This is a genomic window from Marinobacter sp., assembly GCF_041690615.1.
In the GTDB taxonomy this organism is placed as follows: Bacteria; Pseudomonadota; Gammaproteobacteria; order Pseudomonadales; family Oleiphilaceae; genus Marinobacter.
In genome coordinates this window covers 70998-85903 of record NZ_JAWLGY010000002.1, presented here as the reverse complement: position 1 = coordinate 85903, position 14906 = coordinate 70998, and the positions used below count along the sequence as shown (strand labels likewise).

Below are 14906 nucleotides of genomic sequence, written 5' to 3'. Positions count from 1 at the left end.
ATTCCATTATTTCGTGGAAGACCACGATGCCAGCCGTCGGTTCAGGTTCGCGAATCGGCCCCGACGACCGGCTTCCAGAGTCTAGCCCAGTCCGCGTCGTGATGCACGGACTGGCAGACAGGCCTGTCAGCCCTGGCCCTTGATTTCCATCAGGCCCCGGTACGGCGCCTTGCCACCCAGTGCCTCTTCAATGCGCAGCAGCTGGTTGTACTTGGCTACACGATCGGAGCGGCAAAGGGAACCGGTCTTGATCTGGCCGGCACAGGTCGCCACGGCCAGATCGGCAATGGTGGTGTCCTCGGTCTCGCCGGAGCGGTGGGAAATTACCGCTGTATAACCGGCGTCCTGGGCCATCCGGATAGCATCCAGGGTCTCAGACAGGCTACCGATCTGATTGAACTTGATCAGGATGGAGTTGGCAATGCCCTTCTCGATACCTTCCTTGAGGATGCGGGTGTTGGTCACAAACAGGTCATCACCCACCAGCTGCACCTTGCTGCCGAGCTTGTCGGTCAGCACTTTCCAGCCATCCCAGTCGCCTTCGTCCATACCGTCCTCGATGGAGACAATGGGGAAGCGCTCACACAGACCCGCCAGGTAATCGGCAAAGCCGGCAGAATCGAAGCTCTTGCCCTCACCGGACAACTGGTATTGGCCATCCCGGTAGAACTCCGAGGAGGCACAATCCAGGGCCAGGGTCACATCGGTGCCCAGCTTGTAGCCGGCACCCTCTACGGCTTCCTTGATGGCAGCGAGCGCGGCCTCGTTTGAAGGCAGGTTGGGGGCAAAACCGCCCTCGTCACCTACCGCGGTATTCAGGCCCTGGCTCTTGAGTACCTTCTTGAGGCTGTGGAAGATTTCCGCACCAATGCGCAGGGCTTCCGAGAAGCTCTTCGCGGCAACCGGCTGCACCATGAACTCCTGGATATCCACATTGTTGTCGGCGTGCTCGCCGCCATTGAGGATATTCATCATGGGTACCGGCATGGAGTACCGGCCGGCGGTGCCGTTGACGTCGGCAATGTGCTCATACAGCGGCTTGCCCAGGGACGTGGCGGCCGCCTTCGCGGCAGCCAGGGACACCGCGAGGATGGCATTGGCACCCAGGTTGGCCTTGTTATCGGTGCCGTCCAGGTCAATCATGATCTGGTCCAGGGAACGCTGATCCGCGCTGTCCTTGCCCACCAGGGCATTACGGATATCACCGTTCACCGCTGCTACGGCCTTGGTGACACCCTTGCCCAGATACCGGCCCTTGTCCTGGTCACGGAGCTCCAGGGCCTCCCGGGAGCCAGTGGAAGCGCCGGAAGGGGCGCAGGCCCGGCCCAGGGTGCCATCCTCGAGAATGACATCGGCTTCAACCGTCGGGTTGCCGCGGGAATCCAGGACCTCACGGGCCTTGATATCAGCGATCTTGGTCATGCTTTTCTATCTCCGGATAGTGTCTGACTTGAAGAAACATTCCACAATTCATGGCGTTGCCGGGGCAACCTCAGGCCGTATCAAGGGGTGCGAAACCCTTGACGAGCTCGTCCATGGCCTTCACCTGCTTCAGGAAAGGCTCCAGCTGGCTCAGGCGCAGGGCACAGGGGCCGTCGCAAAGCGCCTTGTCCGGGTCCGGGTGCGCTTCCAGGAACAGGCCGGCCAGCCCCTGGGACATACCCGCCAGGGCCAGGTCCCCCACCTGGGCACGGCGGCCGCCAGCAGAGTCCGCCCGGCCACCCGGCATCTGCAGGGCATGGGTTACGTCGAACAATACCGGCACACCCAGGTCTTTCATCTGACGGAAACCGAGCATGTCCACCACGAGGTTGTTGTAACCGAAGCTGGTGCCCCGTTCACAGAGAATGACCCGGTCATTACCGGCTTCCTCGCACTTGCGGATGATATGGGACATCTCCCGGGGCGCCAGGAACTGGGCCTTTTTGATATTGATGACCGCACCGGTCCTGGCCATGGCCACCACCAGGTCGGTCTGACGGCTGAGGAAGGCCGGTAGCTGGATGATGTCGCACACCTCGGCGGCGGGTTCCGCCTGCCAGGGCTCGTGAACATCGGAAATCACCGGCACCCCGTACTTGTCCTTGATGTCCGCCAGCAGCTGCAGCCCCGCTTCGAGGCCTGGCCCGCGGAAGGAGTTTATGGAGGACCGGTTGGCCTTGTCGAACGACGCCTTGAATACATAGGGAATACCCAGCCGACGGGTGACGTCGACGTAGGCCTCGGCCACTTCAAGGGCCAGCTCCCGGGATTCGAGTACATTCATGCCACCGAACAGCACAAACGGCTGTTCGTTTGCGATGGTCAGGTCAGCAACGTTGAGAGTCGGTTGGGCCATGGCCGCGATGTCCTTGTCGGATTATGGCCGGGCAATCAGCGCCCGGCGTGGTTCAGGGCAGCCTCCACAAAGCCGGTAAACAGCGGATGGCCATCACGGGGCGTGGATGTGAACTCCGGGTGGAACTGACAGGCCACAAACCAGGGATGGTTGGGCACTTCCACCACTTCCACCAGCTTGCCATCGGTGGAACGGCCGGCAACGCGCAGGCCAGCCTGTTCCAGCTGAGGTACAAAGTGGTTGTTCACTTCATAACGATGGCGGTGACGTTCGCGAATCACCGACTTGCCGTAACACTGGCTTATGGTAGAGCCTTCGGTAAGCACGCAGTCCTGGGCGCCAAGGCGCATGGTACCGCCGATATCGGATTCCTCGGTGCGCTCTTCCCGCTTGCCGCTGGCATCCAGCCACTCGGTGATCAGGCCAACTACCGGCGCAGGGGAATTCTCACGGAATTCGGTGGAGTGGGCACCTTCCAGCCCGGCCACATGGCGGGCGTACTCGATGACCGCCACCTGCATACCCAGGCAGATGCCCAGGTAAGGTACCTTGTTCTCACGGGCATACTGTACCGTGCGGATCTTGCCTTCCACGCCCCGCTCACCGAAGCCGCCGGGCACCAGGATCGCGTCTGCCTTTTCCAGTACACCGGTGCCGTTATGCTCGATATCCTCGGAGTCGATGTACTCGATGTTGACCTTGGTGCGGGTCTTGATACCGGCATGGAGCAGGGATTCGATCAAGGACTTGTAGGCGTCGAGCAACTCCATGTACTTGCCCACCATGGCAATGGTGATCTCCTGCTGCGGGTTGATGATGGCATCAACTACCGCATCCCACTCACCCAGATCCGCCTCGCCGGCCTTAAGGCCGAAGCGTTCGATGATCAGCTGGTCCAGGCCAAAGCCGTGGAGCATGCGCGGAATCGCGTAGATGGATTTGGCATCCTGCAACGGAATAACGGCCCGCTCTTCCACGTTGGTAAACAGGGCAATCTTGCGGCGGGAGCTAGCGTCCACTTCATGCTCGGACCGGCACAGCAGGATATCCGGCTGCAGGCCGATGGAGCGCATCTCTTTCACGGAATGCTGGGTGGGCTTGGTCTTGATTTCGCCGGCGGTGGCAATATAGGGCACCAGGGTCAGGTGCATGAACAGCGCCCGCGTCGGTCCCACTTCCACCTTGAGTTGACGGCAGGCCTCCAGGAACGGCAGGGATTCGATATCACCCACGGTGCCGCCGATTTCCACCAGGGCCACATCAACCCCGGCCGCACCCTCTACCACCCGGCGCTTGATCTCATCGGTAATGTGGGGAATCACCTGTACGGTGCCGCCCAGGTAATCACCCCGACGCTCCTTGCGAATGACTTCTTCGTAGACCCGGCCGGTGGTGAAGTTATTGCGACGGGTCATGGGGGTACGGATAAAGCGCTCGTAGTGCCCCAGGTCCAGATCGGTCTCTGCACCGTCTTCGGTCACGAAGACCTCACCGTGCTGGAACGGGCTCATGGTGCCCGGGTCCACATTGATATAGGGGTCCAGCTTGAGAATGGTGACCTTCAGGCCACGGGCTTCAAGGATGGCCGCCAGGGAGGCAGACGCGATCCCTTTCCCCAATGAGGACACAACACCGCCGGTGACGAAAATATAACGCGTCATGCAGATTCCGTGATTATCAGGTTCAGTAAAGGAGGGAGATTGTCATCTCAAGATGGGACGCCAGATTACCAGAAAGCCCCCCACTGCTCAATCCGGACAGCCTGCTATTTACTGTTGCAGGTGCCGCCCTCCCCCCGTCGTATGTCCAGCCACCTGTCGCCTTCTGCGGCGCCTCCGGATTCCGGTGACAGCCAGAGATCTCCCACCGCCACCAACTCATCGCCCCGGAAGATCAGTGGCAGGTGTTGTCGCTCCCAGGGCGGCACGCCCTGTTCCTGAAGCCATTTTTTCAGGGGCCGCGACGGGCCGCCAGCGCGCACCCGGAAACGCTCTCCGCCTCGCCGGTGGGTGAGTGTGTATTGCTCCCCTTCACTGACCGCTTGCCCGGCCCGCAGGCGGACAACGAAATCGCCATCGCGCACACTCTGCCCTGGCACAAGCACCTGGTCCGGAGCGACCGGTTGCGGCGTCAGTGCAACCCGGTAAATATGGCCCCGGAAACGACGCAGGGCAAATCGCCTGCCAGGGATTTCCGGCATGGCGTCAGGGCCAGCCTTCAGCAGGTCACTTAACGCCTGGTCCGAGAGCCGGCGCCCCGCATCGTCACCCAGCCACCACCGCAGCAGGTTTCTTTGCGCCGATAACGGAAGTTCCGCCAGGCCTTTCACGCGCAACCGGTGAGGCCCCTCCGCCAGCATTTCAAAATGCATACTGGCCAGCATGTCGGCCAGTTCCTGCGCTTCGCGACTGGCCCGTGCGGTGGCTTCCAGGCGCTGGTCCAGCCCGGGCCATCGCTCGGCGAGCACCGGGATAACCCGGTGACGGAGAAAATTGCGGTCCACGTCGGTGATCTCGTTGGTGGGATCTTCCTGCCAACAGATACCGGCGGCCAACGCCTGGCGGCGCAGGCATTCACGACTCACACGCAGCAGCGGTCGAACCAGGCGCCCCTTCCCCAGGGGGCGCTCGGCCGGGATGCCACCGAGCCCCCGAATGCCGGTGCCGCGAAGAAAACGGAACAGCAGCGTTTCCATCTGGTCATCGCCATGGTGGGCCATCAGCAGCACGTCCCCGGCGGCCAGTCGTTCAGCGAAAACCTGGTAGCGGGCGTCGCGGGCGGCGGTTTCCAAACTGTTGCCGACGGCGCCGATGCGCACTGGCACCACCTCCAGGGGGATACCAAGCGCCTGACAGGCAGCAGTGGACACCGATACGAAGTCTTTTGCAGCGGGTTGCAGCTGGTGGTTAACGTGGATGGCGGAAAGAAGGCAGGCGCCTCGGCCAAAAACCCGGTGGGCAAGATGAAGCAGGACCATGGAATCCAGGCCGCCGGAGAGGGCGACCCGGATACGACCGGTGACCTTCAGCGCCTTCAGCGGCGCGAGCAGTTCCGGAAAGAGTGCGTCCGGGCGGTGGTTACCGCCCGGTGTCATAGCGGGTCAGGCGCTCATAGCGGCGGGCCACCAGCTCATCCTGGCTGAGGCTGCCGTATTCGTGCAGGCCCTTGAGCAGTTCTTCCCGGAGGGCGTCTGCCATCTTCTGCGGATCACGATGGGCACCGCCCAGGGGTTCCTTCACCACAGTGTCCGCCACTCCCAGCTCCTTGAGCCGCTGGGCGGTAACACCCATGGCCTCGGCCGCCTGGGAAGCATAGTCCGCGCTCTTCCAGAGGATGGAGGCACAGCCCTCGGGGGAAATCACGGCATAGGTCGAGTACTGGAGCATATACAGGTGATCACAAACACCGATCGCCAGCGCACCACCGGAACCACCCTCGCCCACCACAGTAGACAGAATCGGCGTCTTCAGGCGTGACATGACGGCCAGGTTGCGGGCGATGGCCTCACTCTGGCCCCGCTCCTCGGCACCAATACCCGGGTAGGCGCCGGGGGTGTCAATAAAGGTCAGAACCGGCATACGGAAACGTTCGGCCAGCTCCATCAGGCGCATGGCCTTGCGGTAACCCTCCGGACGGGGCATGCCAAAGTTGCGACGAACCTTGTCCCGGACCTCACGGCCTTTCTGGTGACCAATCACCATCACCGGCTGGTTGTCCAGCCGCGCCGTGCCGCCCACAATGGAGAGATCATCGGCGTAGGCGCGGTCACCATGCAGCTCGTCGAAATCGTCGAACATCATGTCAATGTAGTCGAGGGTGTAGGGCCGGCGCGGATGACGGGCAAGCCGGGCAACATCCCAGGAAGCGAGGTCCGAGAAGATACTCTCGGTCAGGCTGATGCTCTTGTTACGCAGCCGGTTGATTTCATCAGTGATATTGATTTCGGTGTCATTGCCTACCAGACGAAGCTCTTCGATCTTGGCTTCCAGGTCGGCAATTGGCTGTTCGAAGTCCAGGTAATTAGGGTTCATGGTATTCCATCAACTTGTGTCTGTTCCGCCGCCTGTCTCTCCGATGGCCAGATGCTCATTGCCAGGAGAAGGGGCAGCAGGTTCAAATTTTACCTAAAGATACCAATGCAAAGCTTTGTAAAAAAGCGGACCTTGGTATTAATGTGACCTGGCCTGACGAACCATCCGGTTTGCCGGTCAGCCAGATGGAACGTTACTCAATCATAGACCAGTTCTACCCGGTTATCCCCCACCAGGTATCGCAGCTCCAGCAGGAGATTGTCATCCGGCTGTACCCGCCAGTTTTCCCCCAGCTCGATACGGGTGCTGGCGCCTTCGCCCTGGTATTCGATCCACACCGGGCTGCCCTGGTTGCGGAAGGGCCTGAGCGTACTGTCCAGCTTGTCCAGCAGGCCGTTCTGCAGCTGCCCGGCATCCAGCTTCAGTTGCAGGCCACGACTGAAGGACTGGCGCGCAGTGGCCACGTCCATCACCGAGCTCACCCGCATTTTCATCTGGCCCGAATAGTCATCGTGGCTGACCTGGCCTTCCAGCACAATCACCTGGTCCGACTGCAACAGCTCACGATTCTCGTTAAAGGCCTCCGAGAACAGGGTGGCCTCGATACGGCCGCTGCGGTCATCCAGGGTTACAAAGCACATGGTGGAGCCGGTACGGGTCTTCATGGTGCGCTGGGCCACAATCAGACCGGCGACCCGCTGGGGTGAACGGGACGGCTGCAGGTCGGCGATGGCCGAGCGCACGAAACGGCGCACCTCCTTCTCGTATTCATCAAAGGGATGCCCGGTCAGATAGAGGCCAAGGGTATCCTTCTCGCCTTTCAGGCGCTCTTTCTCCGGCCATTCCCGCACATTGGCCACGTCCGCGAACGGGTCCACACCCTCATCACCGCCAAGCAGGTCACCAAACATATCGGTCATGCCAGCCGACTCATTACGGGACTGCTGACCAGCCTGCTGTATGGCCTTGTCGATACTGGCCATCATTTGTGCCCGACCGGGTCCGAGCTTGTCCACGGCGCCCGCCCGGATCAGCGCTTCGAGGGCTCGCTTGTTGACCTTTTTCAGATCCACACGGCAACAGAAATCGAACAGGTCCTTATAGGGACCGCCTTCCCGCCGGGCTTCCACGATACTCTGGATGGGACCTTCACCCAGCCCCTTGATGGCACCCAGGCCATAGACAACCTGACCTTCATCGTTGACCGTGAAGGTATATTCCGACGTGCTTACATCCGGCAGCACCAGGTCCAGCCCCATGGCCCGGCACTCTTCCACCAGGGTCACCACCTTGTCGGTGTTCTGCATATCGGCAGTGAGTACCGCCGCCATGAACTCCGCCGGGTAATGGGCTTTCAGCCACAGGGTCTGGTAGGACACCAGGGCGTAGGCCGCCGAGTGGGACTTGTTGAAGCCGTAGCCGGCAAATTTTTCCACCAGGTCGAAGATGTTCTCGGCCAGGGTCTTGTCGATGCCATTATTGGCGCAACCATCCAGGAAAATGGCCTTCTGCTTGGCCATTTCCTCCGGTTTTTTCTTGCCCATGGCCCGGCGCAACATGTCCGCGCCACCCAGGGTATAACCCGCCATCACCTGGGCGATCTGCATGACCTGCTCCTGGTACAGGATGACCCCATAGGTGGGCTCCAGGACCGGCTTCAGGCCTTCATACTGATAATCCGGATGGGGAAAGGACATGGGCTGACGACCATGCTTCCGGTCGATGAAGTCATCCACCATGCCAGACTGCAGGGGCCCCGGCCGGAAGAGTGCCACCAGGGCGATCATGTCTTCCAGCGAGTCCGGCTGCAGCCGGCGGATCAAGTCCTTCATGCCCCGGGATTCCAGCTGGAAAACCGCCGTGGTTTCAGCCTTTTTCAGCAGAGTGAAAGAGGGCACATCATCCAGCGGGATGTCGTTGATATCCAGCTCCGGTTCGCCCCGCTTTTCCCGGCGCGGGTTGATCATCTTCAGGGCCCAGTCGATGATGGTAAGCGTACGCAGCCCAAGAAAGTCGAACTTCACCAGGCCGGCGTCTTCCACATCGCCCTTGTCGAACTGGGTCACCAGGCTGCCGCCTTCGTCATCACAGTACAGCGGCGAGAAATCGGTAATCTTGGTGGGTGCAATCACCACGCCACCGGCGTGCTTGCCAGCGTTCCGGCAGACCCCTTCAAGCTTGAGGGCCATTTCCCAGATTTCCTGGGCTTCCTCGTCCTGGTCCAGGAAGTCACGGAGCTGTTCCTCCTGTTCCACCGCCTTCTCCAGGGTCATGCCCACTTCGAAGGGAATCATCTTGGAAAGGCGATCCGCCAGGCCGTAGGACTTGCCCTGCACACGGGCCACGTCCCGCACCACCGCCTTGGCGGCCATGGTACCGAAGGTAATAATCTGGGAGACCGCTTCTCGGCCGTACTTGTCGGCCACATAGTCGATCACCCGGTCGCGGCCTTCCATGCAGAAGTCGACGTCGAAGTCAGGCATGGAAACCCGCTCCGGGTTCAGAAATCGCTCGAACAGCAGGTCATACTGCAGCGGATCCAAGTCGGTGATCAGCAGCGCGTAGGCCACCAGCGAGCCGGCACCGGAACCCCGGCCCGGCCCCACCGGTACGCCGTTATTCTTGGCCCATTTGATGAAGTCCATCACGATCAGGAAGTAGCCGGGGAACCCCATCTGAATGATGATATCCAGCTCGAAGTTCAGCCGCTTGTAGTAGGCGGCCCGCTTCTCGTCGTACTCCGGATCATCCGGGCTGAGAATCGTTGCCAGGCGATCTTCCAGACCTTCCTCCGACACCTTGCGAAAGAATTCGTCCATGGTCATGCCATCGGGGATCGGATAGTTGGGGAGGAAATACTCCCCCATACGCACCGGTACGCTGCAGCGGCGGGCAATCTCGATAGTGTTTTCGATCGCCTCGGGGATGTCTTCGAACAGCTCCGCCATTTCGTCAGCGCTGCGCAGGTATTGCTGGTCGCTGAAGCGGCGCTCCCGCCGGGGGTCGGCCAGGGTACGACTCTCACCGATACAGACCCGGGCCTCGTGGGCCTCGAAATCTTCCTGGTCCAGGAAGTGAACGTCATTGGTGGCCACCACCGGGCAGCCGGTTTCCAGTGCCAGCTCCACATTGCCATGGACGCAATCTTCGTCGCCGGCCCGGCCAGTGCGCTGGAGCTCCAGGTAGTAACTGCCCGGGTACAGATTCATCCAGTACCCCAGCCGCTCACGGGCCAGCTCCGGCTTGCCGGCCAGGATGGCCTTGCCCACATCCCCCATCTTCGCGCCGGACAGCGCGATCAGCCCTTCAGGGCGGGACTCCAGCCACTTCCGGGTAATAATGGGCTTGCCGTAGCGCTGACCTTCGGTATAGCCGAGGGAGATGATCTCGGTGAGGTTGAGATAGCCTTTCTGATTGCGGGCCAGCAGGGTCAGCCGGAAGGGATTGTCCGGTTCATCCGGGTTTTCCAGCCAGAGATCCGCGCCGGGGATCGGCTTGATGCCGGCACCCATGGCTGCCTTGTAGAAGCGTACCAGGGAGCACATGTTGGACTGCTCGGTGAGGCCCACCGCCGGCATGCCCAGTTCCTTTACCCGGTTGATCAGCGGCTTCACCCGGATAAGGCCGTCCACCATGGAGTACTCGGAGTGGACGCGGAGATGGACAAAGTTGCTGCTCATGGATCGTGTATTCCCGCCTGGTGCTGGTCAATTCTGAAGTCAGGATTCTACCTGAAAGGGACGCCTCAGTCCTGCCCGACGGCCGCCTTGAGCTCCGCCTCGGTCTGCGCGCCCATCAGGGTCTCACTGAGGGAACCATCGGGCGCCACCACAAAAGTAGCGGGCAAGCCGGCGGGCACCTCCCAGCCCAGCTGCGGGGCGGGATCCTGCGCCAGCATGGTGAAGCCAATGCCCATGCGTTCACCAAGTTCAACCAGCGCCTCACCGGCTACCCCGTCGTAGTTCACGCCAAGTACAGTGACCTTCTCAAGGCCATCGACCTCGTTCAGTTCCGGGATCTCTTCAAGGCAGGGCTTGCACCATTCGGCCCAGTAGTTGACCAGCACCCACTCTCCCCTGAGGGTGTCCCAGGGCAGCGGGTCACCGGATGCCGTAGAAAATTCCGGGGCAGATGAACCAGACGATGTGACCGACTCGCCGCAGCCCACCAGCAGCGTTGCACACGCCATCACAACCATAACAGGGTACTTCCCCATGGCACCTCCTGATAGACTTGTACCGCCCGCGAACCGGGTCCGGCAGCCTGACGCACCGACGGCCGCCCGACCCCTGATCATTCATTGGCAGAACCAGCGAGACCGACATGGCCGACCAACCGACCCGAATCTACCATAATCCCCGTTGCTCCAAGTCCCGCCAGACCCTGGCCCTGCTGGAAGAAAAAGGAATCGAACCGCAGATCATAAAATACCTGGAAACACCGCCAACCGCCGACGAGCTGGCGGAACTGGTCACGACCATGGGGTGCTCAGTGCGGGATATCATCCGGGTAAAGGAAAGTGAATACAAGGAACTGGGGCTGGACAACCCTGAGCTGGACGACCGGGCACTGCTGCAGGCATTAAGCGACCACCCGAAGCTGATCGAGCGCCCGGTAGTTACCCATAACGGCAAGGCCGCCATGGGCCGGCCGCCAGAGAATGTGCTCGATATTCTCTGAACCCACCCCGCCATCCGCCTCCAACCCGGGAAAACCCTATGTCCGAACAGCCCTACATACTGATTCTCTATTACAGCCGGACCGGACACACGGCGGCGCTGGCCAGCCAGATCGCCCGGGGCGTGGCCCGGGTGGACGGCATGACCGCACGAATCCGCGCAGTGCCGCCGGTGTCGCCGGATACCGACGCCTCGCAGCCGGCGGTGCCCGATGAAGGCGCGCCCTGGGCCACTAAGGACGACCTGGCAGGCTGTGCCGGTCTGGCCATCGGCAGCCCCACCCGATTCGGCAATATGGCGGCTCCGCTGAAGTACTTTCTGGATACCACCGGTGATCTCTGGCTAAGCGGCGCCCTGACAGGCCGCCCTGCTGGCGCCTTCACCTCCACTGGCAGCCTCCACGGCGGCCAGGAATCCACTTTGCTGACCATGATGGTGCCATTACTACACCATGGCATGGTCCTGTGCGGGGTGCCTTATTCCGAGAAGGCCCTGTCGGAGACCCGCTCCGGCGGTACCCCCTATGGACCGTCCCACTGGGGCGAGAGCAACGCCGGCGGCAAGGTCAGTGACCATGAAAAGACCATTTGCCAGACCTTTGGTGAACGCCTGGCCCGGTTAGCCGTCAAACTCGGCGACTGACCCACCGTATCCACTCAAAATCACCTGTTCAGGAACGTTCATGCTGTACTCTGAAAACGCCAAGACCACCCGGACCATTACAGCTGGCCTCTATTCCCTGTTGCTGGTCATGCTGGTAATCACCACCTTCTGGCCGTCCCCGGTGGAAGATGTTTCCGTGATACTGATGCTCACGGTCAAGCTCCTGCCCCTGGTGCCCTTTGCCTGGGTGATTTTCCGCGGCCATAACCGCGGTTATATCTGGATGAGCTTCGTGGTGATTTTCTATTTTACCCAGGCCGTGGTCACCGCCTGGCTCAGCGAGGGCCAACCAGTTCCGGTGTTCATGGCGGTGCTGACCTTCGCGCTGTTCACCGTTGCCATGATTCACCTGAAAACCAACCGTCCCTGACGGGCCGGGAGAGGCATGATGGCTTTCACCAATTACCCTCCGGACCACACCCTGACTCTGCGGGAGCTCTGCAACGCCCTGGCGGACACCGGTGAAATCAACCGGGAAGATGCGGAGCGTGTGCTCGCCGCAAACCTGGGCGCGGAGTCCCGTAGCCGTCACCCGCTGGAAGTGATTGCCATTGCCGGCCTCACCAGCCTTCGGGATGGGCGCACCCTGGACCTGGAACGGCTCACCCGGTGGCTGGCGGAATGGTCAGGTCAGGCGTACTACCACATTGATCCGCTGAAGATCGACGCTCCAGCTATCGCCCGGGCCATGTCCTATGCCTTCGCCCAGCGTCATCACATCCTCGCTGTGGAACTCACGGACCAGGAAGCGGTGATCGCCAGCGCGGAGCCGTTCAAGGCGGACTGGGAAGCCAACCTGCGCCATGTGCTGCAACGTCCACTGAAACGGGTCGTTGCCAACCCGGAGTCCATCCGCCGCTACACCGTTGAGTTCTACCAGCTGGCCAGCTCGGTGAGCAAGGCCGGCGGGCAGCAAGGCCGTGCCGGGGGCAACCTGCACAACTTCGAACAGCTGCTCGACCTGGGCCAGGGCACCAGTCACGATGCCAATGACCAGCATGTGGTGAAGATCGTCGACTGGCTGCTGCAGTACGCCTTCGAACAGCGTGCCAGTGATATTCATATCGAGCCCCGGAGAGAAGTCACGCGGGTACGCTTCCGTATTGACGGGGTGCTGCACAGCGTCTACGAATTTCCCGAGCAGGTGGGTGTGGCCGTTACCAGCCGCCTGAAAATCCTCGGGCGCCTGAACGTGGCGGAAAAGCGCCGCCCCCAGGACGGTCGCATCAAGACCCGCAAGCCGGATAACAGTGAGGTGGAGCTGCGCCTGGCCACCATGCCCACGGCGTTTGGCGAAAAAATGGTGCTGCGGATTTTCGACCCGGAAGTGCTGTTGAAAAGCTTCGAGCAGCTGGGCTTCTCGGTGGAGGACCAGGAGCGCTGGCACGCCATGACCGGTCGCCCCCATGGTATCGTTCTGGTCACAGGGCCCACCGGCTCGGGCAAGACCACGACCCTCTATTCCACGCTGAAACAGCTGGCGTCGCCAGACCTGAACATCTGCACCATCGAGGACCCCATCGAAATGGTGGAACCGGCCTTCAACCAGATGCAGGTGCAGCATAATATCGACCTGACCTTTGCCTCCGGCGTGCGTGCCCTGCTGCGCCAGGACCCGGACATCATCATGATTGGCGAGATCCGTGACCTGGAAACCGCCGAAATGGCCGTACAGGCTGCCCTCACCGGCCACCTGGTGCTGTCCACCCTGCACACCAATGATGCGCCCAGCGCCTTCACCCGGCTGCTGGAACTGGGCATTCCCCCCTACCTGATCCGCGCCACGGTCATTGGGGCCATGGCCCAGCGCCTGGTAAGGCTGTTGTGCCCCCACTGCAAGAAACCAACCGCAGTGGAAGACGATGCCTGGGCCAGCCTGACCCGTCCCTGGAAAGCCCCGGCCCCCAAACGCATCTACCAGCCGATGGGCTGCCTGGAATGTCGCGACACCGGCTACCTGGGCAGGGCCGGCGTCTACGAAATTCTGGGCCTGTCCCGCTCCATCGCCAGCCAGGTCAACGACCGCTGCGAACTGGAACAACTGCGGCTGGACGCCTATAAGGATGGCATGAAGTCATTGCGCCTCAGTGGCGCGCAGAAGGTCGCCGCCGGGCTGACCACAATAGAGGAAGTAATGCGGGTTACTCCGGAGAGTCAGCGGTAACGCAGCTCCGCAGCCGATTCAGGCACCCGGACGAAGCCCACACTCCTCCAGTTGCTGCTGCCATAACTCGATATGGCGCTGCTGGCTGGCGTCCAGCTCGGCCCACAGCGAGTCGTCGCCTTCCACTTTCAGATGGCGGGCATACCAGTCTTCAAAGGCCTCTGGCATGACGTTCCGCTGCCGCTCCGCGAGGACCGCCAGCGGGCGAATGATGTCATCCCGGCCCCGGCGGACCCGGGCCAGGTACGGCTGGACCCGCTCGATGAAAACGCTGAAAAACATGCCCTGAACAACCTCAGACTGATTATTGGGCCTGCCGTCCAGGCACAGGGGCCGGTCCTTTAGCCGGGATTCGATGACGTCGCTGGCGTCGTCCAGGCGGGTAATCAGCATCCGGGCCGTTACAATGAGCTGGCCGGGAGCCTGGTGAGCCTGCCACTGCTGGTGGATGTCGCCAAGTCCGGCCAGTTGGGTGCCTGTCTCACCTTCCAACAAGGGCGACAGCATGGCATTCAGGGTGTTCAGGTCGGCGGCCAGGTTGCCGGTGCCGGGTTCCGGCTCCAGGGGATACAGTCCCTCGGTACGGGTAAACAGGCGCTCCACTTCCTCCACGCCCCAGGTGGCGTTCCAGACCGCTACCGGCAGCGACTCACGTTTATTCGCAACCGCTTCAGACACCTCATCCTTGAGCTCACCGTCATCCATTACCGGCAGGCAGTCCTCCGCCGCCTCAATAAAGCGCACTTCATAACGCAGGCGATTGGCCGGCTGCATTACCCGGCCCAGAATAGACGCCCGCTCACCGGCCACCACCTGCAGCTCGCAACCAAACAGGGAGAGAAAGTCCAGTATGCCCAGTTCCACTTCCGGCATCTCCAGCACCCGGTCCCGACGCCTTGGCAGAGGTTCCGTGGCCGGAATCGCACTCAGCTCGTAAGGCTGATCGAGGACCCGGGCGGTACGCTCGACGTACTCATCCATCATGGATTCCGGGGCACTGAAGGGGTTACAGCCAGACAGCATCGCAAACA

General features: G+C 61.5%; 12 protein-coding genes. 4 read left to right on the top strand and 8 right to left on the bottom strand.

What is annotated here, in order from left to right; all coding sequences use genetic code 11:
• Positions 1 to 126 precede the first annotated feature (126 nt).
• The 7 genes from eno to ACESMZ_RS02000 form a co-directional block, all read right to left on the bottom strand.
• Complete coding sequence (gene eno / locus ACESMZ_RS02030; protein WP_372956430.1) at positions 127 to 1422, bottom strand: phosphopyruvate hydratase; 1296 nt, start codon at positions 1420 to 1422, stop codon at positions 127 to 129.
• Between the two features lie 70 nt (positions 1423 to 1492).
• The gene (kdsA, locus tag ACESMZ_RS02025) at positions 1493 to 2338 is read right to left on the bottom strand and encodes a 3-deoxy-8-phosphooctulonate synthase (protein ID WP_372956429.1); all 846 of its coding nucleotides are present in this window, start codon (positions 2336 to 2338) and stop codon (positions 1493 to 1495) included.
• 35 nt (positions 2339 to 2373) lie between these two features.
• Positions 2374 to 3999: a CTP synthase gene (locus ACESMZ_RS02020; RefSeq protein ID WP_372956428.1), complete on the bottom strand. Its 1626-nt coding sequence runs from the start codon at positions 3997 to 3999 to the stop codon at positions 2374 to 2376.
• A 104-nt stretch (positions 4000 to 4103) separates the two neighbouring features.
• Complete coding sequence (gene tilS / locus ACESMZ_RS02015) at positions 4104 to 5432, bottom strand: tRNA lysidine(34) synthetase TilS (protein ID WP_372956427.1); 1329 nt, start codon at positions 5430 to 5432, stop codon at positions 4104 to 4106.
• The gene (gene accA / locus ACESMZ_RS02010; RefSeq protein ID WP_372956426.1) at positions 5416 to 6369 is read right to left on the bottom strand and encodes an acetyl-CoA carboxylase carboxyl transferase subunit alpha; all 954 of its coding nucleotides are present in this window, start codon (positions 6367 to 6369) and stop codon (positions 5416 to 5418) included. Before accA ends, tilS begins: the two co-directional genes overlap by 17 nt.
• Positions 6370 to 6566: 197 nt before the next feature.
• Entirely contained in the window at positions 6567 to 10049 is a 3483-nt protein-coding gene (gene dnaE / locus ACESMZ_RS02005; protein WP_372972126.1) for a DNA polymerase III subunit alpha, read from the bottom strand.
• A 65-nt stretch (positions 10050 to 10114) separates the two neighbouring features.
• Positions 10115 to 10585 carry a TlpA family protein disulfide reductase gene (locus ACESMZ_RS02000; RefSeq protein ID WP_372956424.1) on the bottom strand — a complete coding sequence of 157 codons (471 nt, stop codon included), beginning with the start codon at positions 10583 to 10585 and terminating at the stop codon, positions 10115 to 10117.
• A gap of 107 nt (positions 10586 to 10692) precedes the next feature.
• On the opposite strand from ACESMZ_RS02000, the gene arsC reads away from it, so the two are divergent.
• From arsC to ACESMZ_RS01980, 4 genes are read left to right on the top strand one after another with little or no spacing between them, the layout of a single operon-like run.
• Positions 10693 to 11049, top strand: coding sequence for an arsenate reductase (glutaredoxin) (arsC, locus tag ACESMZ_RS01995; protein WP_372956423.1), 357 nt, complete (start codon positions 10693 to 10695; stop codon positions 11047 to 11049).
• Between the two features lie 38 nt (positions 11050 to 11087).
• Positions 11088 to 11690, top strand: a complete 603-nt coding sequence (gene wrbA, locus ACESMZ_RS01990; protein ID WP_372956422.1) for an NAD(P)H:quinone oxidoreductase — start codon at positions 11088 to 11090, stop codon at positions 11688 to 11690.
• 40 nt (positions 11691 to 11730) lie between these two features.
• On the top strand, positions 11731 to 12081 hold the full coding sequence (locus ACESMZ_RS01985) for a DUF2069 domain-containing protein (RefSeq protein WP_372956421.1): 351 nt from the start codon (positions 11731 to 11733) through the stop codon (positions 12079 to 12081).
• 15 nt (positions 12082 to 12096) lie between these two features.
• On the top strand, positions 12097 to 13875 hold the full coding sequence (locus ACESMZ_RS01980; protein WP_372956420.1) for a GspE/PulE family protein: 1779 nt from the start codon (positions 12097 to 12099) through the stop codon (positions 13873 to 13875).
• An 18-nt stretch (positions 13876 to 13893) separates the two neighbouring features.
• On the opposite strand, the gene ACESMZ_RS01975 is transcribed toward ACESMZ_RS01980, so the two are convergent.
• The gene (locus ACESMZ_RS01975) at positions 13894 to 14859 is read right to left on the bottom strand and encodes a DUF3080 family protein (RefSeq protein ID WP_372972125.1); all 966 of its coding nucleotides are present in this window, start codon (positions 14857 to 14859) and stop codon (positions 13894 to 13896) included.
• Between the last annotated feature and the right edge of the window lie 47 nt (positions 14860 to 14906).